We start from the raw sequence: 24,042 nt of genomic DNA on the forward strand, positions 1-24,042 counted from the left end.
GCTGAGCCTGTCGAAGCCCTCGTGCCAGGACAACAACCCTTCGACAGACGGGCCTTCGACAAGCTCAGTCCCTGCTCAGGGCGAACGGGGCTGGTGCTGGCAGCCTTGCTGGCCGCACTGACCCTCGCTGCCTGCGGCAAGGGCGAGGACGACACCCCCGCCACCGCCGACCAGGCCACGCTGACGGTCAGCCGCGTCGGCCAGGGCCAGGTGCAGTCCAGCCCCGGCGGCATCGACTGCGGCAGCGTCTGCGCGAAGACCTTCTCGGCCGGTGCGTCGGTGACGCTGAGCGCCGAGCCGGCCAGCGGCTACGACTTCATCGGCTGGAGCGGCAGCGCGCTCGATTGCAAGGGCAACGGCGACTGCGCGGTGACGGTCGAGGCGTCGAAGGCAGTGACCGCCACCTTCAGCCAGCAAGCCGCCACCCGCTTCAACCTCGCGCTGACGATCGCCGGCAGCGGCAGCATCGCCGCCGACGTCGGCGGCCTGACCTGCGCCACCGCCAGCGATTGCATCGGCAACTACGCGGCCAACACCGCCGTCACGCTGACCGCGACGCCGGCCACCGGCTTCGCCTTCAGCGGCTGGAGCGGCAGCGGCCTCGCCTGCACCGGCAGCAGCTGCCAGGTGCAGATGAGCAGCGCCCGCTCGGTGACGGCCACCTTCACCGCGGTGCCGACCGCGAACTTCGCGCTCAACGTGATCCTGAGCGGCTCGGGCAGCGTCAGCTCGTCGCCGGCCGGCATCAGCTGCGGCACGGTCTGCAACAAGAGCTTCGCGCAGGGCAGCAGCGTCACGCTCACCGCCAGCGCCAGCAGCGGCTTCACGTTCAGCGGCTGGAGCGGTGCGGGCTGCACCGGCTCCGGCACCTGCAAGGTGACGATGAGCAATGCGCAGGGCGTCACCGCGAGCTTCACGCCGACGCCCGTCGGCATGGCGGCCATCAACGTCAAGGTCGACGGCAGCGGCAGCGTGCTGTCGGCACCGTCGGGCATCAACTGCCCCGGCGACTGCAGCGAATCGCTGCCGATGGGCACGCAGGTCAAGCTGACCGCGCAAGCCGCCGCGAAGCAGCGCTTCACCGGCTGGACCTCCGGCTGCACCGGCACCGACGCCACCTGCAACGTCACGCTGTCGAGCGCGACCTCGGTCAACGCAGCGTTCCAGGCCATCACGTACACGCTGACCGCGACCAAGACCGGCTCGGGCAGCATCACCTCGTCAACCGGCGGATTGAATTGCGGCGCGACCTGCGCGGTGAGCCTGGAGACCGGCGCCGCGACCACGCTGACCGCGACGCCGGCCGACGGCTTCCAGTTCGCGTCCTGGGGCGGCGCCTGCGCGAGCAGCAAGGTCGCGACCTGCAGCCTGACGATGAGCGCGAACCAGGCGGTCAGCGCGAGCTTCACCGAGAAGCCGAAGTACACGCTGACGGTCGCGACCGCCGGCACCGGCAGCGGCACCGTGTCGATCGCGACGCCGACCGGCCTCGCCTGCGGCGCGTCGTGCACGCAGAACTTCACGTCGGGCACCGTCGTGACGCTGAATGCCGCCGCCGGCAGCAGCGCCAACTTCAGCGGCTGGAGCGGCGCCTGCACCGGCACCGGCGCCTGCACGGTGACGATGTCGCAGGCAGCGTCGGTCACCGCGAGCTTCGCGTCGACCGCACCGGCCGACACCACGCCGCCCACCGTCTCGAGCACGACGCCGGCCACCGGCGGCAGCTCGATCGGCATCGCGACCACCGTCTCGGTGAGCTTCTCGGAAGCCGTCAACTGCAGCACCGTGACGAGCGCGAGCCTGGGTATCAGCGGCGTCAGCGGCACGGTCTCGTGCAGCGGTTCGACCGCGATCTTCACGCCGGCCGCGAGCCTGGCCTACTCGACGAGCTACACCGCGCAGGTCACGACCGCGGTGAAGGACACCGCCGGCAACGCGATGGCCGCCGCGAAATCGTGGGCCTTCACGACCGGCGCCGCGCCGGTCGCCGGCGGCGCGTTCAGCTTCATGGCCTACGGCGACAGCCGCTCGGGCAACGGCTGCGACGGCAACGTGGCGCACATGGCGCTGGTCAGCCGCATGGTGGCCGAGCCGGCGTCGTTCGTGTTCAACCTCGGCGACATGATCACCGGCTACGACAAGTCGACCAACTGGATCCAGCGTGGCGACTGCCCGAGCGATGCGTCGAAGGGCAGCTTCAAGGAAATCATCGCGCCGCTGCAGACCAAGACGCCGGCGGCGGGCCTGCCGGTCTTCTACTACCCGGTGGTCGGCAACCACGACGACAACTTCGGCGACGGCTGGTACCCCGACAAGTTCGGCGACGGCTTCTGCAGCGTGTTCGACCCGAAGCAGCTGGTGCCGAACCACACGCAGAGCAAGGCGTACTTCAAGGACTGGACGACCTCGAGCATCAAGCACTACAGCGATGCCGAGTTCTACACCGGCGCCTGCGCGACCACGCGCAACGGCGTCTACCCGGACTTCATGTACTACTCGTTCGACTACAAGAACACCCACTTCGTCGTGCTGCGGATCAACTCCGACTACTTCGACCTGATGGAGTGCTCGAGCAACTGCACCGCGGCGAACGAAGGCAACTACGACGCCTACTACTACAAGCACCAGCTCGACTGGCTGCGCTACGACCTGGCGAAGGCGGTGGCCAACACCGCCATCCAGAACACCGTGGTGCTGATGCACGCGCCGGTGATCTCGTACTCCGACGGCCATGCGCCGGTGGCCTCGTGGCCGACGCTGGTCAAGGAGTTCAGCAAGTACAAGGTGAAGATGGTGATCTCGGGCCACAGCCACGTGTACGAGCGCTCGGTGCCGGTGTATGCCGACGATGCCAACCCGAACGGCGTGCGCGACGATGCCAAGGGCACTGTCTACGTGGTGACCGGCGGCGGCGGCTCGGCGCTGGCCGGCTTCAAGACGCTGGGGCCGCTGAATGCGAAGGCGACCGCGGCGCACCACTACATGAAGCTGGACGTGAACGGCAGCACGCTGACGGTGAAAACCATCGGCAAGGACGGCACCGTCCTCGACTCGTTCTCTCGATAACTTGAAGGATGCGGCGGCCACCCTGAGTGAGGGGGTGGGCCGGCGCAGGGCCACGGCCTTGTCAGACAATCGGGACTCGCCCGGGTATCGCCCGGGCGCGGTCGTTTTCCGAGGTCTCCGTGGTCATCACCAGAATCCAGCAGTTCGCGGCAGCCGCCGCATTCGTCGTCGTCGGCCTGGCCGGGTGCAGCGGAGGCGGTGGCGGCAGTTCCAGTGACGGCGGCAACGGCGGCGAGCCGAGCGGACCGCAGGTCACGCTGCAGGCACACGTCGACGGCTCCGGCAGCATCACCTCGGCGGTGGCCGGGCTGGGCTGCAGCAGCGACTGCAGCGTCTCGCTGACCCAGGGCACCAGCTTCGTGCTGAACGCCGTGCCGGGCACCGGCTACGTGTTCAGCGGCTGGGGCGGCGCCTGCAGCGGCACCGGGGGCTGCACCGTGACGATGAGCGCGGCCGCGACGGTGAGCGCGAGCTTCACGCCCGGCGGCAGCTCCACCGGCAAGAGCTGGTTCGTCGCCACCACCGGCAGCGACGGCGCGGCCGGCACGCTGGCGGCACCGTTCATGACCATCACGAAGGCCGTCGGTGTCGCGACCGCCGGCGACACCATCGAAGTGCGTGCCGGCAACTACACCGAGGCGGTGATCATCCGCACCGCCGGCACCTCGACGGCCCGCATCACGCTGCGCGGCTACACCGCCGACCTGCCCGCGCGCCCGGTGCTGCAGCGCGCCGGCACCGGCCCGACGATCTACTTCTACAACGACGCCTGCGATGAAGACACCGTCGGCACCGCCAGCGGCAATGTCGACTGCTTCGCCAGCTGGTGGACGGTGCAAGGCCTCGAGGTGCGCGGCAGCACGACCGGTGGCGACGACGGCAACGTGATCAAGATCGACACCGCGAAGGTGCGCATCCAGGGCAACAAGCTGTGCTGCAGCGTCGCCGACATCGTCAAGCTGGTGCGCACCGCGAATGACGTGGAAGTGCTGGACAACGAGATCTTCCAGAGCGTCGGCACCGTGACCCCCGGCAGCAACGCGCAGGGCATCGACATCGTCGGCGCCAACAACACCCGCGTGGCCGGCAACTACGTGCACGACGTGCCCGACTTCGGCATGTACGCGAAGGGCAATGCGCGCAGCACGATCTTCGAGAACAACCTGCTGGTCAACATCGGCCGTGCCGACAACGGCCACGCGATCATGCTGGGCCAGGAGACCGATTCGGACCGGCTGGCCGACGGCCGCTACGAGAGCTACGACGGCATCGTGCGCAACAACGTCGTGGTGAACGCCACCTGGGCCTGCGTCGCGACCTCGTCGTCGTCGAACGTGCGCATCTACAACAACAGCTGCTTCAACACGGCCACCGCCGGCCAGGGCTCGATCTTCCTGTCCAACGAATCGGAAGTGCAGCAGGCCGGCACCAACGTCGAGATCGTCAACAACATCATCTACGGCGCGGCGGGCCGGCCGGTGATCAAGGTCAACGATGATGCGCTGACCGACTTCGCGACGCTGCGCATCAGCGGCAACATCTACTGGACGAGCAACGGCGCGCCGACCTTCTCGCTGAAGGGCACGGACGTGCCGGCGGGGCAGTGGTCGACGCTGTACAACACCATCACCGGCCTCACCGATGCGAGCCGCGTGCTCGACCCTCAGTTCGCGACCACCGGCGGCGGCACCCCGTTGACGCTGAAGGCCACGAGCCCGGCCATCAACACCGGCGTGCCGACCGCGCTGGTGGCGAAGGATTTCCTCGCCACGGCGCGGCCGCAGGGCGGCAAGATCGATGTTGGCGCTTATGAATACTGATCGGAGCACGGTGATGCATCGCTTCTTCCACATCACGCTGGCCGTCCTGGCGGCGATCGCGGCCTGCAGCGGCGGCGGTGGCGGCGAGTCGGCGGAAGCCGCGGCGCCGAGCGCGCCCGCCACCGGCGACGGCACGTCGTTCAGCTTCCTGGCCTATGGCGACAGCCGGGCCGGCGGCGGCTGCGACGGCAACGCGACCCACATCAACCTGGTGAGCAAGATGGCGGCCGAGGCCAACACCGCCTTCGTCTTCAACACCGGCGACATGATCACCGGCTACGACAAGTCGACCAACTGGGTGCAGCGCGGCGATTGCGCGGCCGATGCCTCGAAGGGCAGCTTCAAGGAAATCATCGCGCCGCTGCAGAACAAGGCGCCGGCGGCGGGGCTGCCGGTGTACTACTTCCCGGTGGTGGGCAACCACGACGACAACTTCGGCGACGGCTGGTACCCCGACAAGTTCGGCAACGGTTTTTGCGACGTGTTCAGCCAGGCGACGGTGCAGAAGCTGGTGCCGAACCACACGCAGTCCAAGGCCTACTTCCAGGACTGGACGCGCCCCGACATCCAGCACCTGACCGACAGCGCGTTCTATGCATCGGCCTGCGCGAAGGTTCGCGGCGTGTATGCGGAGTTCATGTACTACTCGTTCGACTACAAGAACACGCACTTCACGGTGATGCACCTGAATTCGGACTACTACAACCTGATGGAGTGTTCGAACAACTGCACGGTGGCGAACGAGGGCAACTACGACTCGTACTACTACAAGCACCAGCTCGACTGGCTGCGCTGGGACCTGGCGAAGGCGGCGGCCAATCCGGCGATCAAGAACACCATCGTGCTGACGCATGCGCCGCTGGTGACCTATTCCGACGGCCACGCGGCGAACGCGTCATGGAACACGCTGCTGCAGGAGTTCAGCAAGTACAAGGTGAAGATGGTGATCTCGGGCCACAACCACGTGTACGAGCGCTCGGTGCCGGTGTATGCCGACAGCGCGAACCCGGCCGGCGCACGCGACGACGCGAAGGGCACGGTCTATGTGATCACCGGTGGCGGCGGGTCCGACCTGGCGGGGTTCCGCGCGATCGGCTCGCTGAATGCGAAGGCCACCGCGACCTACCACTACCTGCGGCTCGACGTGAAGGACTCGACCATCACGGTCAAGGCGATCGGTGCCGACGGAAGCACTGTCGACAGCTTCACGCGCTGACGTTCGTTCTTTCTTGTGTGTGCCGCGAGGAGGCGGGGTGCCCCTCTCCGGTCATGTCCCCCGCGAAACGCCTGCCTCGCGGCAGGCCTTCCGCTCCTCCTTTACTTCCCTCCGAGGGGCACCCCGCCTCCTCGCGGCGCCGCCGCTCTCTCACTTCCTGAGAAAAGACGATGCAGCCCTCTCTTTGGGAGGAAGTGCGCGGTGTGGGCGCGGGGAGCTGGGGGGCTCCTCGGAGGGAAGTAAAGGAGGAGCCCGTTGATGGCCGCCAGGCCAGCAACGGGCGGGGGACATGACCGCAGAGGAGCCCCCCAGCTCCCCGCGCCCCGAAGGCAAAGAACGACTTACTTCCGCAGCCGCACAAGCTCAGCTTGCGTCTCCTGCCAGAGGTCCATGCCGATGCCGGCGCCGATCCCGGCGTTGACGCGCGTCAGCTTGTCGCGCATGCGGCCGGCTTCAGTGGGCGACAGCTCGTTGATCTGCATGCCCTTGGACTTCAGGTCGGCCAGCGCCTTGCCCGCTTCCTCACGCGTGTCCTTGCGCTCGAAATCGCGGCTCGCCTTCGCAGCATCGGCCAACACCTTCTGCTCGTCCTTCGACAACCCGTCCCACCACTTCTTGCTCACCAGCACGATCCACGGGCTGTAGACGTGGTTGGTGATGCTGAGGTACTTCTGCACCTCGAAGAACTTGCTCGACAGGATGGTGTTGTACGGATTTTCCTGGCCATCGACGGTGTTCGTCTCCAGCGCGCTGAAGAGTTCGGAGAACGGCAACGGGACCGCGTTGGCGCCCAGCGTCTTGAAGCTGTCGAGGTAGACGTTGTTCTGCATCACGCGCAGCTTGACGCCGTTCAGGTCCTCCAGCTTCGTGATCGGCCGCTTGCTGTTGGTCAGGTTGCGGAAGCCGTTCTCCCAGTACGCCAGGCCGACCAGGCCCTTCTCGGTCAGCTTGGCATTCACCTTCTGGCCGATCGGGCCGTCCAGCACCGCGTCGGCTTCCTTCGCGTTGTTGAACAGGAAGGGCGTGTCCCACAGCGCCATCTCCTTCGTGATGCCGACCAGCGTCGCCGTGGAGCCGACCATCATCTCCTGCGCGCCACCGATCAGCGCCTGCTGCATCTGCACGTCCGGGCCGAGCGCGGCGGCACCGATCGCGCGCACCTTCATCTTGCCGCCCGAGGCCTTCTCGACCTGCTCGGCGAAGAACTTCGCGGCGCGGCCCTGGTTGCTCTGCTCGTTCAGGCCGTAGCCGAAACGGATCAGGCGCGGCTTGATGTCCTGCGCAAAGCCGGCCAGCGGCAAGGCGAGGGTGGCGGCTGCGGCGGCGGCCACGAGCGTACGGCGAATCATGTTCATGCTTTGTCTCCTCAGGGGATGGAAGGGAAAGGGGAATCTCTGCGCCGTCAGCGCATCCAGTGCACCGGCGCGATCACGATCTGCGGGAACACGACGAACAGCGCCAGGATCAGCACGTAGACCAGCAGGAACGGGTTCACGCCCTTGATCACGCTGCCCATCGACAGCCGGCCCACGCCGGCCACCACGTTCAGCACCGTGCCCACCGGCGGCGTGATCAGCCCGATCGCGCCGTTCAGGATGAACATCAGCCCGAAGTACACCGGGTCGATGCCGGCCTTCACCGCGATCGGCAGCATCACCGGGCCAAAGATCAGGATCGTCGGCGTCAGGTCGAGCGCGGTGCCGATCAGCACCAGCACGATCATCATCACCGCCATCAGCAGCCGCGGGCTCTCGACCAGCGGGCCGAGCCAGCTCGTCAGCACGCTCGGCAGATCGGCCAGCGTGATCATGTAGCTCGCGACCTGCGCGCCGGCGCACAGGAACATCACGATGGCCGTGGTCTTGGCCGCCCGCTCGAGCACGCCGACGACCTCGGCAATGCGCATCTCGCGGTGCACGAACAAGGCCACCACCAGCGCATAGAAGGCCGCGACCACCGCGGCCTCGGTCGGCGTGAACACGCCGCTCTTCATGCCGCCGATGATGATGATCGGCATCAGCATCGCCCAGAACGCGCGGGCCGTGGCCTTCAGCCGATCGCGCATCGGCAGCGGCGTGCCGCGCGGCAGCTCGATGCGGCGCAGCACCCACTTCCACGCGACGATCAACCCCGTGCCCATCAGCAGCCCCGGCACGATGCCGGAGATGAACAGCGCCGAGATCGAGGTGTTGGTCGTCACGCCGTAGATCACGAACGGCATCGACGGCGGGATGATCGGCGCGATGATCCCGCCCGACGCGATCAGCCCGGCCGAGGTGGCCATCGGGTAGCCCTGCTGGCGCATCATCGGCAGCAGGATGGTGGCGAGCGCCGCGGTGTCGGCCAGCGCCGAGCCGCTCATGCTGGCCATCAGCACCGCCGCGCCGATCGCCACGTAGCCGAGCCCGCCGCGAATGTGGCCGACCCAGGCCTGCGCCATGTCGATGATGCGGCGGCTGATGCCACCGGAGTTCATCAGCTCGCCGGCCAGGATGAAGAAGGGCACGGCCAGCAGCGGGAAGCTGTCGACGCCGGCCACCAGGTTCTGCGCCAGCAGCTGGGTGTCCCAGAAGCCGAGCACCCAGGCCATGCCGGCGCCGGTGAGCACCAGCGCGAGCGCCATGTTCATGCCGATGCCCATCAGCAGCAGCATGCCGGCCGAGAAGACGACGAAGGCGAGACCTTCTGGCGACATCATTCGACCTCCGCGCCGTGGCCTAGCTGGATCGGCCGGTTGCGCACCAGCTCGATGAGCGCCATCACGCCGATCGCGCAGGCGCACAGGAAGGCCGGCAGCGGCAGCAGCGCCGCCGGGTAGCCGAGCACCACCGAGTGGCTGTCCATGCCGACCACCACCTGCTGCCACGCGCCCCAGGCCAGCAGCACGCTGGCCAGCACGACCAGCGCGCGGATCAGCACGGTGAGCAGCCGCACCGCGAGCGGCTTGCGCTGCAGCGCGCCGAGCAGGCTGGTGAAGGCCATGTGCTCGCCAAGCGGGTAGGCCGCGGTCGCGCCGATGAACACCATCCAGACGAACAGCAGCCGCGACAGCTCTTCACTCGCCGCGACGCCGCTGCCGAAGCCGTAGCGCAGCACGACGTTGATGAACACCGCCACCGCCATCACGCCCAGGCAGGCGGCCATCGCCCAGTTGGCGAGGCGCAGCAGGCGGTGCGGCCGCGAGGAAGAGGTTGTTGTCATGGGGTCTCCGTGGCATGCAGCCAGGCCGAGATGCGGGTCTGCAGTTCGGCCAGTGGGGCGGTCGCGTCGACGCGCAGCACGAGCGGCTCGCCGACCGGTGATTCGAGCGTCTCGAACTGGCTGTCGACCAGGGTGGCCGAGAAGAAGTGCGACGACGCCCGCGCGGTGACGCGCGCCAGCGCCTGGTCGCGCGTCAGGTCGAGGAACACGAAGCGCAGCGCCGGCGAGGCGGCGCGCAGCTGATCGCGGTAGGCGCGGCGCAGGGCCGAGCAGGTGAGCACGATGCCCTGCGGCTGCGCCGCCAGCTCGCCGGCCAGCGTCGCCAGCCAGCCGACGCGGTCGGCATCGGTCAGCGGGACGCCGCGGCTCATCTTGTCGCGGCTGGCCGCGCTGTGGTGGTCATCGCCTTCCACCAAGGGCATGCGCTCGGCCTGCGCAACCACCGCGCCCACCGTCGATTTGCCGCACCCGGCCACACCCATCATCACCACCGAACCGATCATCTGCAGTCGCACGAGAAGCTGGAAAAACAAGGCCTGGGCTGCCCGGCAGGGTACCGGCCAAGACAGCGCTGTCCTCCATCGTCTCGATGGAAGGTATCAGGGGAATCACTGCATCATTCGTGTTGCAGGACAGCGCTATCCTAGTCAACAATGGTCCGCCCACCGATGCGGACTTTCCCTGATCGGTCTCCCTGATCCACGCGCCATGACCACCGATGCGAGCCCACTCGCCAGCACAGGCACCAGCACCAGCCCGTCGCGCCCCCGCGCCACCGGCCGCGTGACGCTGGCCGACGTGGCGCGGCTGGCCGAGGTGAGCCCGATCACGGTGTCGCGCGCGCTGCGCGGCGAGCGCGCGGTGCACCCCGACCTGGTCGCGCGCGTCAAGAGCGCGGCGCAGCGCCTGGGCTACGTGCCCGACCCGGCGGCGCGCGCGCTCGCCTCGCGGCACAGCGCGCACGTCGCGGTGCTGATCCCGATGCTGTCGAACGCGCTGTTCGTCGACCTGCTCGAAGAGGTGCAGCGCACGCTGCGCGCGGCCGGCTACCAGAGCCTGATCGGCGTCACGCACTACGACATCGGCGAAGAAGAGCAGCTGCTGCGCGAGCAGCTGCAGCACCGCCCGGCCGGCCTGATGGTGACCGGGCTCGACCGCAGCGAGGCCACGCGGGCGCTGATCGCGCAGAGCGGCGTGCCCTGCGTGCACCTGATGGAGCTGTCGGAGGTGCCGGGCGTCTACAGCGTCGGTTTCTCGCAGGCCGATGCGGCCGCCACGCTGACGCGCCACCTGCTGTCGCGCGGGCGGCGCCGCATCGCGTTCGCCGCCGCCCAGCTCGACCCGCGCACGATGCAGCGGCGCGAAGGCTGGCGGCGCGAGCTGAAGGCGGCCGGTGCCTACGACGCGACGCTCGAATGGCTGAACCCGGCGCCGTCGTCGCTCGCGCTCGGCGGGCAGATGCTGGAGCAGATCCTCGAGCTGAAGCGGCCGGTCGACGCGATCTTCTTCTGCAACGACGACCTCGCGCAGGGCGCGCTGCTGGCCGCGCTGCGGCTGGGCGTGGCGGTGCCGGAGCGCATCGCGATCGCCGGCTTCAACGACCTGACCGGCAGCGACCAGATGCTGCCGGCGCTGACCACCGTGCGCACGCCGCGCGGCGAGGTCGGCGCGGCGGCGGCCCGCATGCTGCTCGCGCTGATGCGCGGCGAAGGCGTCGCGCAGCCGGCGGTCGATGCGGGCTATCAGTTGATGGTGCGCGCCAGCACCTGAGGAGCCTGAAGGGGCCCCTGCAAGGGTGAAGTACTGAGGTACGCTTGCGCGTTCCGGATTCCCGGCCCGCAACCGACTCCACGCCGTCGTGCCCGACCTGTTCCGCCGCCAGGCCATCGACCAACAGCGCCAGAAATTCCACGGTGCCATCGTGCTCACGCGCAGCCCGCAACAGGCCGCGTGGACGGTGTTCTTCGTGCTGCTGGTGCTCGCGCTGATCGCGTTCGCCGCGACGCAGGGCTTCGCGCGCCAGGAAACCGTCACCGGCGTGCTGCTGCCGAGCGGCGGCGTGCTGCGGCTGGTGGCGCCGCAGGCCGGCGTGGTGCTGCCGGGCGGCGCCGCGCAGGGGCAGCCGGTGGCGGCGAACGCGCCGGTGCTGCGCCTGTCGGCCGAACAGTCCAGTGCGACGGGGCCGACGCAATCGGCGGTCGCCGACTCGCTGACGAGCCGCCAGCGCGCGCTGCTCGACGAACTGAAGCAGCAGGCCGAGCAGGCGCGCCAGCAGGCCGCCGCGCTCGACGCCCGCATCGCCAACCTCGATGCCGCACTGCAGCAGCACGAGCGCGAACTCGCGCTGCAGCGCGAGCGCATCGCGGTGATGCAGGACATCGCCGCGCGCTACCCGGAGCTGGTGCGCAGCGGCGCGGTCTCGCCGGTCGAGGTGGCCGAGAAGAACGCCGAGGTGCTCGACCAGCGCGCGCGGCTGTCGACGCTGGAGCGGCAACGCCTCGCGCTGCAGCAGGACCTGGCGAGCGCCCGCGCGCAGCGCCAGGCGGTGCCGCTGCAGGCCGAGCGCGAAGGCTCGCAGCTGCGCCGCGAGGCCCAGGCCTTGTCGCAGCAGCAGGCCGAGAACGAGGCCCGCCGAGAGACGGCCGTGCTCGCGCCGCAGGCCGGGCGCATCGGCACCGTGCTGGCGAGCCCCGGCCAGTCGGTCGCGGCCGGGCAGCTGCTCGCGACGCTGCTGCCCGGCGGCAGCGGCAGCGCGCTCGAGGCCGAGCTGGAGGTGCCGACCCGCGCCGCCGGCTTCGTGAAGCCGGGCACGCTGGTGAAGCTGCGCGTCGACGCGTTCCCGTATGCGCGCTTCGGGCAGTTGCCGGCGCATGTGCGCGAGGTGTCGCAGAGCGCGGTGGCGATGGCGCCCACCGATGACACGCCCGCCGTCACCGGCAGTGCCAGCCCCGGTGGCAGCAGCGGCGTCTACCGCGTGCGCGTCGTGATCGACGCGACCGACAGCGCTGCCCTCGCGTGGCGCGACTCGCTGAAGGCCGGCATGCGTGTGCAGGCCAGCCTGGTCGCCGAGAAGCGCACGCTGATCGAATGGGTGCTGGAGCCGCTGGCCGGCCTGCAGGTGGCGGCCCGATGAGCCTCGACCAGGATCCGGTGCCGCCCGGCGTGACGCGCCGGCTCGGCCTCGGGCGGCACCTGCCGGTGATCGTGCAGACCGAGGCCACCGAATGCGGGCTCGCCAGCATCGCGATGATCGCGGTCTACCACGGCATCGACACCGACCTGCCGACACTGCGGCTGCGCTTCGCGCTGTCGCGCAAGGGCACCAACTTCGAGAGCATGGTGCGCATCGCCGCCGCGCTCGGGCTCGACAACCGGCCGCTGAAGCTCGAGATGGAGCACCTGCCGCAGCTCGCGTTGCCCTGCGTGCTGCACTGGGACATGAACCACTTCGTGGTGCTGAAGTCGGTGTCGGCGCGGCGCATCGTGATCCACGACCCGGCGATCGGTGTGCGCTCGTTCACGCCCGCGGAATTCGCGCAGCACTTCACCGGCATCGCGATGGAGCTGACGCCGGCGGCCGGCTTCGAGCCGCGGCGCGAGAAGCTCGAGTTCACGCTGCGCGGGCTGATGGGCCGCATCACCGGGCTGGGCGCGAGCCTCGGGCAGATCGTCGCGCTGGCGGTGGCGCTCGAGGTGGTGGTGATCGCGCTGCCGTTCTACCTGCAGTGGGTGGTCGACCATGGGCTGCTGGCCGCCGACCTCGACCTGCTGGCGATCCTCGCGATCGGCTTCAGCCTGCTGGTGCTGCTGCAGAGCGGGCTCGGCGCGGTGCGCGGCTGGTGGGTCGCGACGCTGAGCGCGCGGCTGAACTTCCAGTGGCTGGGCAACGTGTTCGGCCACCTGGTGAAGCTGCCGCTGGAGTTCTTCGAGAAGCGGCACGTCGGCCACATCATCTCCTGCTTCGGCTCGGTCACGGTGATCCAGAAGACGCTGACGACCGGCGTGGTGACCGCGCTGGTCGATGCGCTGATGGTGCTCGGCACCGCCGCGATGATGGCGGCCTACAGCCTGCAGCTGATGGCGGTGTCGGTCGTCGCGACGCTGCTGTACGCCGGGCTGCGCTGGTCGGTGTTCCGCGCGCTGCGCGCCGCCAGCGCCGAGGAGATCATCCACGCGGCGCGCCAGCAGACGCACTTCCTCGAGACCGCCAGCGGCATCCAGAGCGTGCGGCTGTTCGGCCGCGGCAACCTGCGCCGCGCCGGCTGGATGAACATGCTGGCCGACCAGTTCAACGCCGGGCTGCGCGTGCAGCGGGTGCACATCGGCAACGAGACCGCGCAGACGCTGCTGTTCGGGCTGGAGCGGGTGCTGGTGGTGTGGCTCGCGGCGCGCTCGGTGCTGGCCGGCAGCTTCACGGTCGGCATGCTGTTCGCGTACATGGCCTACAAGGAGCTGTTCTCGACGCGCGTCGCGTCGATGATCGACAAGCTGTCAGAACTCGCGATGCTGCGCCTGCACGGCGAGCGCGTGGCCGACATCGTGCTGGCCGAGGCCGAAGCCGCCGAGGGGCTGGCAGGCGCGAACGCGGTCGAGGTCGACCTGTCGCGCCGGCCGGCGCGCATCGAGCTGCGCGGCGTGTCGTACCGCTATGCGAGCACCGAGCCCTGGGTGCTGGAGAACGTCAACCTGACGGTGGAGGCCGGCGAGTGCCTGGCGCTGACCGGGGCCTCGGGCTGTGGCAAGACGACGCTGGTGAAGGTGATGCTCGGGCTGCTGCCGCCGACGCAGGGCGAGGTGCTGTTCGACGGCACGCCGATCCTGCACCTGGGCCTCGCGAACTACCGCGCGCTGATCGGCACCGTGATGCAGGAGGACCGGCTGTTCTCCGGCTCGCTGGCGGACAACATCTGCTTCTTCGATGCCGAGCCCGACATGGCGCGCATCGAGGCCTGCGCGAAGATCGCGGCGATCGACACCGAGATCCAGGCGATGCCGATGGGCTACCACACGCTGGTCGGCGACGTGGGCGTCGGCATCTCGGGCGGGCAGAAGCAGCGCGTGCTGCTGGCGCGCTCGCTGTACCGCGAGCCGCGCATCCTCGTGCTCGACGAAGCCACCAGCCACCTCGACCTGCGCAACGAGCAGACGGTGAACCACGCGGTGGCGGCGATGCGGCTGACGCGGGTGGTGGTGGCGCACCGGCCGGACACGATCGCGATGGCGGATCGGGTGGTGGTGATCGAGCACGGGCGGGTGGCGGGGGAGGAGCGGAACGCGGAGGCCCCGGTCAGCTGAAAAATGACCGCAATCCCAGTCCGCATTCCGACAACGACCGTGATTGCGGTCATTTCTGCCGCTATGCCCACCCGACGTCGCGCGGGTGCCGCATCGCGGAGCTGACGATCTCCAGGTCCTTCGCCTCGACGCCGAACTGCTCGAACCAGGTTCGCCACTCGTCCACGCAGCGGGCGATCCGGTCGACGATCTCGCGCGCCTGTTCATCGGTCAGCCCGAACAGCGGCGCGCGGCTCAGCGCATTGGGCAAGGTGGCCAGCCGCCCTTCGGCGCCGACGCTCAGGTGCAGGTAGCGTGTGTGCGCCACCTGCGGCTTCGGCAGCACGTCGTACAGCGGGCTGAGGGTCCAGCCCTTCACCTGCGGCTGCCACACGAACGCATGGTTGCGCAGGTGGTCGTCGTCGTTGCTGACCAGGATGTTGAAGACCATGCGGCCGAACAGCTCCGTGCGGTCGCTCTGCACCCGCCCCGCCGCGCCGATGGCGGCAAGCTTCAACGAGATGTCGGCATACGACGCCTGCGAGGACTGCGACTCGTGCAGTTCGAGCGCGGTCAACGCACTGATGGCATGCCGCCGCGCGAAGCCGCCTTCGCAGGGGTAGCGGTCGAAGCGCTCGATCAGCATCACGTCACGGCCGTCCGGCAGGCGCATCAGCTCGGTCACCGGCACGGCCAACCCGCAGGTGCGCGCCAGTTCCAGCGTGGCGCGCTCCACCGCAGGGATGTTGAAGCGGTCGCCGACCGACGGAAACTTGGCGAGGTACTGGACGCCGTCCTTCACCACCACCGCCTTCGGACGGGCGCCGCCCATGCTCGGGCCGGCATCGAACAGCTGCTCGAGTTCGTGCGGCACCGGTTCGCTGCGCTGCACCTTGTCGGCCGCGTCGAGCAGGTAACGCACATCGGCCACCGGCACCAGCCGGTCCCGGGTCTCGTCGTGGTCCAGGCCCGGTCGGATGTCGAGCGCGCCGAACCGGTTCGACCCGGCCTCCATCAGGTAGCGCGTCTCGGCCAGTGCGTTCGGTGGCGCCTTCAGGATGTTCTCGATGACCCGCCGGCCCCACATGTCGGGCATGGCGTCGCGCACGGCACCGAAGAACTCCAGGCCATTGGAGGGTTCGTACGTGCGTTGCGACCCGGGAACCGCGGTGGCCAGCGACAGCGTCGCGGCATCGATCGGAATGGCCTTGGGCCGTTCGAGGTACTTGGCACCGAAGCCGAAGCTCGACGACACGACCGCCAGCCCCTCTTCGACGATGGACAGTTGCCCGGCCGGAACGGCCTTCAGCTCGCCCGGCAGCCAGGCGAAGACGACACCCTTGAATTCAGAAGGCATAGGGGTCCTCCGCGGCGTCCTTGCCCCTCGACCCGGTGGCGCGCTTGCGCTGTTCGAGCTGGCGCCGGGCTCGGCCGGCAGCATCGGCATCAGGGTCGGCAGCCCTTTGAAGAATCGGCAGCAGGTTGGAGACTTCCATCGCGGACAGCCACGAAGAAAAGCTCACCGCGGGGTCACCCCGCTCGATGCGCTGCAAGGTGGCGACGCTCATGCGGGCACGCTCCGCAAAGTCGGCCTGCGTGAGGTTGCGCGCCAGGCGGGCCAGGCGGATCGCCGCCCCCAGCTGGCCGGAGGCCGCGACGGACGCAGGGCTGGCAAAGGCGGCTTCGGGACGGCGCATGACTTCTCGCAGTCAAAGGAATGCATCATATCTGATGCATTGACAATGCAATAATCCATCATATTTGCTGCCTTAAGAAGATAAGGTAGCAATTAAGCTGTAAACCGCCTCAAACTGAATCAGTCCATTCGTCCCTGTTTCATCCCCCGTCGAATGCGGCACCGATCGCCGCCGCAACCTCGGCAGCCAGGCTCTCCTGCAACAGCGCCGGAAACTCCTTCTTCAGCTTGTTCGACACCAGTCCGCCGCTGTCGCGCACCGAACGGATGATCCGGTCGATGTCGGCGTCAGGCCCCTCGACGAACTGCTTGACCCGTTCGCGCGCGGTGCGAAGGCTGCGCAGATGGCGCGCTTCCTTGCGCATTTCCTGCTCGAGGGTCGATTGCACGACCTCGGCCAGGTACTCCACGTGGTCGGTCAGGTCGGGATAGCGCCACGCAGGCAAGGCGTCGTCATAGGCATCGAAGCGAAGGTTGCTGAGCACCCCGTCGTCTGCCACCTCTTCCGCGCCGAAGCGCCAGGCTTCGGCGTACTTGCGCATCAACGGCCGCGAGAACAACTCGAGCACCTGGTCATAGCCACGCCGGCGGACGACGCTGCTGATGATCGTGGCCGACACCGGAAGGATGAACGGTGCTGCCACCGCACCATCGCGCCGCAGCGTGTCGTTGATCAGGAAGCGCGAGATCCGCCCGTTGCCGTCGGACATCGGGTGGATGTAGACGAAGCCGAACGACAGCACCGCCGCCCGCACCAGCGCCGACGCGCCGGCCGTGCGTTCTGCAAAACTTCGCAGCCCGGACAGCAACGCGGGCGCGTCTTCCCAATGAGGCGCGATGTAGTGGACCACCTCGATGAAGCCATCGATCTCACCGACGAACACCGGTGAGCGGCGCACGCCGTAACGCGTCGCGCGCGGGCCGAGAATCTGCGATTGCAGCTCGCCCAGCGCGTCGATCGACAAGGGGTCGTCGCCCTGGCCGCAACGCTGCTCCATCGCCGATGCAAAGCGCCGCACGCGATCGACGTGCTGCTCTTCGTGCTCGATCGCAAAGCTCGCCCGGCTCTCCTTGACCGTCAGCCAGACCACGCTGCGCAGCAGCAGGTCGGCGCCGAACTCGACTTCAAGCGCGGCGAGTTGCTTCGCACAGTCGTAGTCCTCGGCGTCGCGCACACGGGCCGTGCGCAGCACCATCGGGCAATAGTCTCGCGTGCCCGGCAGGTTGTCGCGAACCCGCCAGCGCGGGTCGTTCACGACCTGGCGCGCGGTCACGCAGGATTCCTCGTCGAGCGCGGCCACGTAGTTGCCGGACGCGACGCCCGCGAAGGCCAGCCGGCGCCCCGTCAGGTACTCGTAGAAGAAGCAGGCCCGGCGCGCATACTGGCCGGTCGGTTCGGCGGCGATCCAGGCCTCCAGCACCGACACCTCCACCACGGCGAACAGGCGTGCCAGGAACTCGAGGTGGACGCCCTCTCGTTTCAACGCGAAGGCCAGATGCCCGGACACGGTGTCCGAGGGCCGGGCCGACGCCGGGTAGTGCTCGCGAACGTAGCCGTTCTCGCTGACGGTGCTGCGAGAGCCGGCAATGGCGCTGACGGTGCGAAAGGCCTGCACCGGCGCCACGCCGTGGCGCTCGGCCAGCCACTGGTAGCCGATCCAGTCGGTCACTTCGGAATCCCGGGTTCGTGATGAAAATCGATTAACGGCCCGAGATATTGATTAGAAATCGACCAATCGTCAATAAAACGATTACAAACCCTTCACTTCACCGGCTTGAACGCGATCACGTCGACTTCCACCTTCGCGTCCACCATCAGCCGCGCCTCGGTCGTCGAGCGCGCCGGTTTCCCGTTCGGGAAGTAGCTCATGTAGATGCGGTTGAACGCGCCGAAGTCGCGCGCGTCCTGCAGCCAGCAGGTGCTCTTGCAGACGTCGTCGAACGTCGCGCCGGCCAGCGCCAGCACCGCCTTCAGGTTCTCCATCACCTGGCGCGTCTGCGCCTCGATGCCACCGGCGACGATCTCGCCGTTCGCATCGGCCGGGACCTGTCCTGACACGTAGATGAAATCGCCGGCGCGCACCGCCGGCGAGAAAGGCCGCGCCTGGCGGTCGGAGGCCACCGGCGGGGCGCCGAGGTATTCAAGGGGCATGGAAGACTCCTTCAGGGTGAAAACAGTGCAGCTGCGCACCATAGATGTGAAAGTGTCTTTCAGTCAACACCGTCACATGGCGGGTAAACCCCGATTATTTGGCATGGGGATTGCTCCATAGTCGCGTCGTTCTGAAAAATACTTTCAGATTCCAGCCGTACTGTTCATTGGAGAGCCCGCCATGTCCCGCATCGACTCCCTCCCCCGCCGCACCCTGCTGAAGCTGCCCGCCGCGCTCGGCCTGGCCGCCTGCCTGCTCGGGGCCGCCGGCGCCGCGCAGGCCCAGGGCCCGCGCAACTTCGCGACGCTCGCGATGGTCGGCGAACCGCAGACGCTGGACCCGATGGGCTCCACCGCCGACCTGGTCGGCACCATCATGCAGCACGTCTACGAGCCGCTCTACACCTTCGACGCGAAGTGGAACGTGGTGCCGATGCTGGCCGAGTCGCAGCCGAAGATCAGCGCCGACGGCAAGACCTACGTGATCACGCTGCGCAAGGGCGTGATGCTGCACAGTGGCCGCGAGCTGACCGCCGACGACGTGGTCGCGAGCCTGCAGCGCTGGATGGAACAGGCGCCGCGCGGCAAGGCCGTCGCGAAGGAGCTCGACAGCCTCAAGGCGACCGGCCCGCTCGCGGTGCAGATCGTGCTGAAGAACCCGTATGCCCCGCTGCTGGCCCAGCTCGCGCTGCCGAGCGGCATGGCCGCGATCATGGCCAAGGAGTCGATCGCGACGCCGCTGAAGGAGTTCGTCGGCACCGGCCCGTACCGCTTCAAGGAACGCAAGCCCGACGCCTACGTGCTGCTGACGCGCTTCGACAAGTACAGCGCCCGCAAGGAGCCGGCGAGCGGCTACGCCGGCAAGCGCGAGGCCCTGATCGAGGAACTGCGCTTCGTGCCGGTGCCCAACGCGAACACCCGCGTCGAAGGCGCGCTCGCCGCGCAGTACGACTTCGCCGACCTGCTGCCGGTCGAGGCGCTGTCGCGGCTCGAGAAGGCCGGCGGCAAGACGGTGCCGATCCTGACCACCTCGTTCGGCTTCCCGTACCTGGTGCTCAACACCAAGGAAGGCGTGAACGCCAACGTCGGCGTGCGCCGTGCGCTGCAGACCGCGATCGGCGAAGGCGAGATGCTGGCCGCCGGCTTCGGCGACACCCGCTTCTTCAGCGCCGAGGGCAACCACTTCCCGAAGGGCTCGCCGTTCTACTCGAACGTCGGCACCGACCTCTACAACCAGCGCAACGCGAAGAAGGCCAAGGACGAGGCCGAGAAGGCCGGCTACAAGGGCGAGCCGGTGCGGGTGCTGACGAGCCGCCAGTACGACTTCCACTACAACATGGCGCTGCTGATGGCCGAGCAGCTGAAGCGCGCCGGCTTCAAGGTCGAGCTCAACGTCGTCGACTGGGCCACGCTGGTGCAGCGCCGCAACGACTCGAAGCTGTGGGACCTGTACGTCACCCACTCCGGCCAGTTCCCCGAGCCGATGCTGTCGCCGCCGCAACTCGGCGAAGGCGCGCCGGGCTGGTGGAGTTCGCCGGCCAAGCAGGCGGCGCTGTCGGCCTTCAACCAGGAAACCGATGCGGCGAAACGCGGCGCACTGTGGGGCAAGGTGCAGCAGGTGGTCTACGACGAAGTGCCGTACATCAACGTCGGCCGCTTCAACGGGCTGTCGGCGCGCAGCCTGGCGCTCGACGGCTACGTGCCGGCGACCTGGCCGTTCTTCTGGAACGTGCGCATCAAGTAAATGCACCGCTACCTCCTCTCACGCCTGGCCGGCATGCTGGCGGTGCTCGCCATCGTCGCGGTGATGGTGTTCGTGCTGACGCGCGCCGCGTCGGGCGACCCGATCTCGGTGCTGCTGGGCGACCAGGCCACCGCCGAGGACATCGCCCGCGTGCAGAAGGACTACGGCCTCGACAAGCCGCTGCCGGTGCAATTCGCGTACTGGCTCGGCGAGGTGCTGCACGGCAACCTCGGCCAGTCGATCTTCTTGCAGCGCCCGGTCACGCAGGCGCTGTGGGAGCGCGCCGAGCCGACCACGCTGCTCGCGCTGATGGCGGTCGCCATCGCGGCGCTGATCGGCATCCCGTGCGGCATCGTCTCGGCGGTGTACCGCGGGCGCTGGCTCGACCAGGTCGTCACCGGCGCCGCGATGCTGGGCGCCAGCATCCCGAGCTTCTGGTTCGGCATCGTGCTGATCCAGCTGTTCGCGGTGTCGCTCGGCTGGTTCCCGGTGTCGGGCTACGGCGCGCCCGATGCCGGGCTCGGCGAACGCCTGCATGCGCTGATGCTGCCGTCGCTGGTGCTGGGCGTGCTGAACTCGGCGCTGATCATCCGCTTCACGCGCGCGTCGATGCTCGACGTGCTGGGCGAAGACTACGTGCGTACCGCGCGCTCGAAGGGCCTCGGCGAAGGCACGGTGGTGCTGAAGCACGCGCTGCGCAACGCGCTGGTGCCGGTCGTCACGGTGCTGGGGCTGACGGTCGCGCTGATGATCGGCGGCGCGGTCGTCACCGAGACGGTGTTCGGGCTGCCCGGCATCGGCAACCTGGTGGTCAACGCGGTGCTGCGGCGCGACTACCCGGTGATCCAGGGCGCGCTGCTGGTGATCGCGGCGATCTATGTGCTGATCAATTTCGCGATCGACCTGCTGTACGTGGCGGTCGACCCCCGGGTGAAATTGTGAAACTCCCTCGCCTCCTTCGACAACTGATGCATCGCCGCATCGTGATGGTCTCGGCCGCGCTGCTGCTGATCATTGCGGTGCTGGCGCTCGGCGCGCCCTGGTTCGCGTCGTTCGATCCGAACGACACCGCGGTGCTCGACCGCCTGAAGGCACCGAGCGCCGCCCACCTGCTCGGCACCGACGAGCTCGGCCGCGACCTGTATGCGCGCATCGTGCATGGCGCGCGCTATTCGCTCGCCATCGCGGCGCTGACGGCGCTCGGCTCGGTGCTCGCCGGCACGCTGCTCGGGCTGGTGGCCGGCTTCTTCCGCCGGCTCGACACGCCGCTGATGCGGGTGGTCGACGCGATGATGTCCTTCCCCGACATCCTGCTGGCGATCGCGCTGGTCGCGATCCTCGGGGCCTCGCTGCTGAACGTGGTGCTGGCGCTGGTGCTGGTCTACACGCCGCGCGTCGCGCGCGTGGTGCGGGCCTCGACGCTGGTGGTGCGCGAGCTGCTGTTCGTCGAGGCGGTGCGCGCGCTGGGCGTGCGCACCTCACGCATCCTGTGGCGCCACATCCTGCCGAACCTGCTGTCGCCGATCCTGGTGCAGGTGTCGTTCATCTTCGCGTACGCGATCCTGGCCGAGGCCGGGCTGTCGTTCCTAGGCGTCGGCGTGCCGCCGGAGATCCCCACCTGGGGCACGATGGTCGCCGGCAGCCAGCAGTACGCCGACCGCGCGTTCTGGGTCGTGCTGTTCCCCGGCCTCGCGATCATCGTGACCGCGCTGTCGCTGCAGATCCTCGGCGACGGCGTGCGCGACCTGCTCGACCCGAAGCTGAAGAAGACCTTGTGATGACCACGAATCGCCTCACCGTCAGCGGCCTCAGCACCTGCTTCCCGACCGAAGACGGGCTGGTGCGCTCGGTCGCTGACGTCAGCTTCGGCATCGCGCCCGGCAAGACCACCGCGATCGTCGGCGAATCCGGCTCGGGCAAGTCGGTCACCAGCCTGACGCTGATGCGCCTGCTGCCGAAGACCGCACGCGCGCAGGTCGAGGGCAGCGCGCGCTTCGTCACGCGCGCCGGCACCGAGGTCGACCTGCTGACGCTGGCCGATGCGCCGATGCGCGCGCTGCGCGGCAACGAGCTGGCGATGATCTTCCAGGAGCCGATGACGAGCCTGAACCCGGTGTTCACGGTCGGCGAGCAGATCGCCGAGAGCGTGCGGCTGCACAAGCGGCTGGACCGCAGCGCCGCGCTGGCGCACGCCAAGCGCATGCTCGACCTGGTCGAGATCCCGGCCGCCGCGCAGCGCCTGCACGAGTACCCGCACCAGCTGTCGGGCGGCATGCGCCAGCGCGTGATGATCGCGCTCGCGATGGCCTGCGACCCGACGCTGCTGATCGCCGACGAGCCGACCACCGCGCTCGACGTGACGATCCAGGCGCAGATCCTGGTGCTGATGCGCCGGCTGCAGGCCGAGACCGGCATGAGCATCCTGTTCATCACGCACAACCTCGGCGTGGTCGCGCACCATGCAGACGACGTCGTCGTGATGTACGCCGGCCGCGTGGTCGAGTCGGCGCCGGTGCGGCCGCTGTTCGCATCGCCCGCGCACCCGTACACGCAGGGGCTGCTGGCCTGCCTGCCGGGCAAGGCCCATGCGGCCGGACAACCCCGGCCGAAGCACTTGTTCGCGATCCGCGGCCAGGTGTCGAGCCCGCTCGCGCCGCCGCCGGGCTGTGCGTTCGAGCCGCGCTGCGACCAGGCGATCCCGGCCTGCGCGCAGGCGGTGCCGCCGCTGGTGCCCACCGATGAATCGCGACAGGCGCGCTGCATTCGCGTGCCGTCGGTTGAAAGGAACGCGGCATGAGCGCGACGGCCACCCCGCTGATCGAGGTGCGGAACCTCAAGCGCTATTTCGGCAGCGCCGACAAGCCGGTGCGCGCCGTCGACGACGTTTCGTTCGAGATCCGCGCCGGCGAGACGCTGGGCTTGGTCGGCGAATCCGGCTCGGGCAAGAGCACGATCGGCCGCACCGTGCTGCGCCTGATCGAGCGCACCGGCGGCCAGGTGCTGTACCGCGGCGAAGACCTCGGTGCGCTGTCGGCCGAGCGCATGCGCAAGCTGCGCAGCAAGCTGCAGATCATCTTCCAGGACCCGTACGCGAGCCTGAACCCGAAGATGCGCATCAGCGCGATCCTCGACGAGGCCTTGTCCACGCACGGGCTCGCGAAGGGCCGGCGCAAGGAGCGCATCGCCGAACTGCTCGACCTGGTCGGGCTGCGGCCGGAGCATGCGAGCCGCTTCCCGCACGAGTTCTCCGGCGGCCAGCGGCAGCGCATCGGCATCGCGCGCGCGCTGGCGGTGGAGCCGGAGTTCATCGTCGCCGACGAGCCGCTGTCGGCGCTCGACGTGTCGATCCAGGCGCAGGTGATCAACCTGCTGGCCGAGCTGCGCGAGCGCCTGTCGCTGACGATGCTGTTCATCTCGCACGACCTCGACGTGGTCGAGTACCTGTGCGACCGCGTGGTGGTGCTGTACCTGGGGCGCGTGATGGAGGTGTCGACCACCGCCGAGCTGTTCGCGCAGCCGCTGCACCCGTACACGCAGGCGCTGCTGGCCGCGAGCCCGAAGCCCGACCCGCTGGACAAGACCGAGATCATCCCGCTGAAAGGCGACATCCCGAGCCCGATGAACCCGCCGTCGGGCTGCGTGTTCCGCACGCGCTGCCCGAAGGCGATCGATGCGTGCGCGCAGGCCGTGCCGCCGCTGGAAGAGAAGGCGCCGGGACGGTTCTCGGCGTGCATCCTGTGAAGCTGCATCACTCCCCTCCCGTTCACCCTGAGCAGGGACCGAGCTTGTCGAGGGCCCGTGTCGAAGGGCTGCCTCCGGAGCGACTCGACCAGGGCTTCGACAGGCTCAGCCCGGCCCTTCGACAAGCTCAGG

General features: G+C 68.7%; 19 protein-coding genes. 11 read left to right on the top strand and 8 right to left on the bottom strand.

Features of this window, described 5'->3' with window-relative positions; all coding sequences use genetic code 11:
• Positions 1 to 93 precede the first annotated feature (93 nt).
• The 3 genes from BUE42_RS32925 to BUE42_RS06155 all read left to right on the top strand — a co-directional run bounded on the left by BUE42_RS32925 (position 94) and on the right by BUE42_RS06155 (position 6,102).
• Complete coding sequence (locus BUE42_RS32925) at positions 94 to 3,066, top strand: InlB B-repeat-containing protein (RefSeq protein WP_073463731.1); 2,973 nt, start codon at positions 94 to 96, stop codon at positions 3,064 to 3,066.
• A gap of 119 nt (positions 3,067 to 3,185) precedes the next feature.
• Positions 3,186 to 4,886, top strand: coding sequence for a choice-of-anchor Q domain-containing protein (locus BUE42_RS06150; protein ID WP_073463732.1), 1,701 nt, complete (start codon positions 3,186 to 3,188; stop codon positions 4,884 to 4,886).
• A 13-nt stretch (positions 4,887 to 4,899) separates the two neighbouring features.
• Positions 4,900 to 6,102 carry a metallophosphoesterase gene (locus BUE42_RS06155; protein ID WP_073463733.1) on the top strand — a complete coding sequence of 401 codons (1,203 nt, stop codon included), beginning with the start codon at positions 4,900 to 4,902 and terminating at the stop codon, positions 6,100 to 6,102.
• A 341-nt stretch (positions 6,103 to 6,443) separates the two neighbouring features.
• Here the strand turns inward: BUE42_RS06155 and BUE42_RS06160 are convergent, their stop codons facing one another.
• From BUE42_RS06160 to BUE42_RS06175, 4 genes are read right to left on the bottom strand one after another with little or no spacing between them, the layout of a single operon-like run.
• On the bottom strand, positions 6,444 to 7,457 hold the full coding sequence (locus BUE42_RS06160) for a TRAP transporter substrate-binding protein (protein WP_083613917.1): 1,014 nt from the start codon (positions 7,455 to 7,457) through the stop codon (positions 6,444 to 6,446).
• A gap of 47 nt (positions 7,458 to 7,504) precedes the next feature.
• Entirely contained in the window at positions 7,505 to 8,797 is a 1,293-nt protein-coding gene (locus BUE42_RS06165) for a TRAP transporter large permease (protein WP_073463858.1), read from the bottom strand.
• Positions 8,797 to 9,303 carry a TRAP transporter small permease gene (locus tag BUE42_RS06170; protein ID WP_073463734.1) on the bottom strand — a complete coding sequence of 169 codons (507 nt, stop codon included), beginning with the start codon at positions 9,301 to 9,303 and terminating at the stop codon, positions 8,797 to 8,799. Before BUE42_RS06170 ends, BUE42_RS06165 begins: the two co-directional genes overlap by 1 nt.
• On the bottom strand, positions 9,300 to 9,785 hold the full coding sequence (locus BUE42_RS06175; RefSeq protein WP_083613937.1) for a gluconokinase: 486 nt from the start codon (positions 9,783 to 9,785) through the stop codon (positions 9,300 to 9,302). The genes BUE42_RS06170 and BUE42_RS06175 overlap by 4 nt, the downstream gene beginning before the upstream one ends.
• 226 nt (positions 9,786 to 10,011) lie before the next feature.
• On the opposite strand from BUE42_RS06175, the gene BUE42_RS06180 reads away from it, so the two are divergent.
• From BUE42_RS06180 to BUE42_RS06190, 3 genes are all read left to right on the top strand, one after another.
• A complete protein-coding gene (locus BUE42_RS06180) occupies positions 10,012 to 11,073 on the top strand; it encodes an HTH-type transcriptional regulator GntR (protein ID WP_073463736.1) in 1,062 nt (353 codons plus the stop codon).
• Positions 11,074 to 11,161: 88 nt separating this feature from the next.
• Entirely contained in the window at positions 11,162 to 12,436 is a 1,275-nt protein-coding gene (locus tag BUE42_RS06185; protein WP_083613918.1) for an HlyD family secretion protein, read from the top strand.
• Positions 12,433 to 14,598 carry a peptidase domain-containing ABC transporter gene (locus BUE42_RS06190; RefSeq protein WP_073463737.1) on the top strand — a complete coding sequence of 722 codons (2,166 nt, stop codon included), beginning with the start codon at positions 12,433 to 12,435 and terminating at the stop codon, positions 14,596 to 14,598. Before BUE42_RS06185 ends, BUE42_RS06190 begins: the two co-directional genes overlap by 4 nt.
• 61 nt (positions 14,599 to 14,659) lie before the next feature.
• Here the strand turns inward: BUE42_RS06190 and BUE42_RS06195 are convergent, their stop codons facing one another.
• The 4 genes from BUE42_RS06195 to BUE42_RS06210 all read right to left on the bottom strand — a co-directional run bounded on the left by BUE42_RS06195 (position 14,660) and on the right by BUE42_RS06210 (position 18,425).
• A complete protein-coding gene (locus BUE42_RS06195) occupies positions 14,660 to 15,934 on the bottom strand; it encodes a type II toxin-antitoxin system HipA family toxin (RefSeq protein WP_073463738.1) in 1,275 nt (424 codons plus the stop codon).
• Positions 15,924 to 16,274 (bottom strand): helix-turn-helix domain-containing protein, encoded by a 351-nt coding sequence (locus tag BUE42_RS06200; protein ID WP_073463739.1) that lies wholly within the window; start codon positions 16,272 to 16,274, stop codon positions 15,924 to 15,926. Before BUE42_RS06200 ends, BUE42_RS06195 begins: the two co-directional genes overlap by 11 nt.
• A gap of 139 nt (positions 16,275 to 16,413) precedes the next feature.
• A complete protein-coding gene (locus tag BUE42_RS06205; RefSeq protein ID WP_073463740.1) occupies positions 16,414 to 17,943 on the bottom strand; it encodes a Fic family protein in 1,530 nt (509 codons plus the stop codon).
• 92 nt (positions 17,944 to 18,035) lie between these two features.
• Positions 18,036 to 18,425, bottom strand: a complete 390-nt coding sequence (locus BUE42_RS06210) for a RidA family protein (protein WP_073463741.1) — start codon at positions 18,423 to 18,425, stop codon at positions 18,036 to 18,038.
• A gap of 181 nt (positions 18,426 to 18,606) precedes the next feature.
• On the opposite strand from BUE42_RS06210, the gene BUE42_RS06215 reads away from it, so the two are divergent.
• Genes BUE42_RS06215 through BUE42_RS06235 form a run of 5 tightly spaced genes read left to right on the top strand, consistent with a single transcriptional unit; the run spans position 18,607 to position 23,910 of the window.
• Positions 18,607 to 20,169: an ABC transporter substrate-binding protein gene (locus BUE42_RS06215; protein ID WP_073463742.1), complete on the top strand. Its 1,563-nt coding sequence runs from the start codon at positions 18,607 to 18,609 to the stop codon at positions 20,167 to 20,169.
• Positions 20,170 to 21,111: an ABC transporter permease gene (locus tag BUE42_RS06220; RefSeq protein ID WP_073463743.1), complete on the top strand. Its 942-nt coding sequence runs from the start codon at positions 20,170 to 20,172 to the stop codon at positions 21,109 to 21,111.
• Positions 21,108 to 21,947, top strand: a complete 840-nt coding sequence (locus BUE42_RS06225) for an ABC transporter permease (RefSeq protein ID WP_073463744.1) — start codon at positions 21,108 to 21,110, stop codon at positions 21,945 to 21,947. The genes BUE42_RS06220 and BUE42_RS06225 overlap by 4 nt, the downstream gene beginning before the upstream one ends.
• Entirely contained in the window at positions 21,947 to 22,966 is a 1,020-nt protein-coding gene (locus tag BUE42_RS06230; protein ID WP_073463745.1) for an ABC transporter ATP-binding protein, read from the top strand. The genes BUE42_RS06225 and BUE42_RS06230 overlap by 1 nt, the downstream gene beginning before the upstream one ends.
• Entirely contained in the window at positions 22,963 to 23,910 is a 948-nt protein-coding gene (locus BUE42_RS06235) for an ABC transporter ATP-binding protein (protein ID WP_073463746.1), read from the top strand. Before BUE42_RS06230 ends, BUE42_RS06235 begins: the two co-directional genes overlap by 4 nt.
• Positions 23,911 to 24,042 lie beyond the last annotated feature (132 nt).

It is taken from the genome of Rhizobacter sp. OV335, from assembly GCF_900142965.1.
Taxonomy (GTDB): Bacteria; Pseudomonadota; Gammaproteobacteria; order Burkholderiales; family Burkholderiaceae_C; genus Rhizobacter.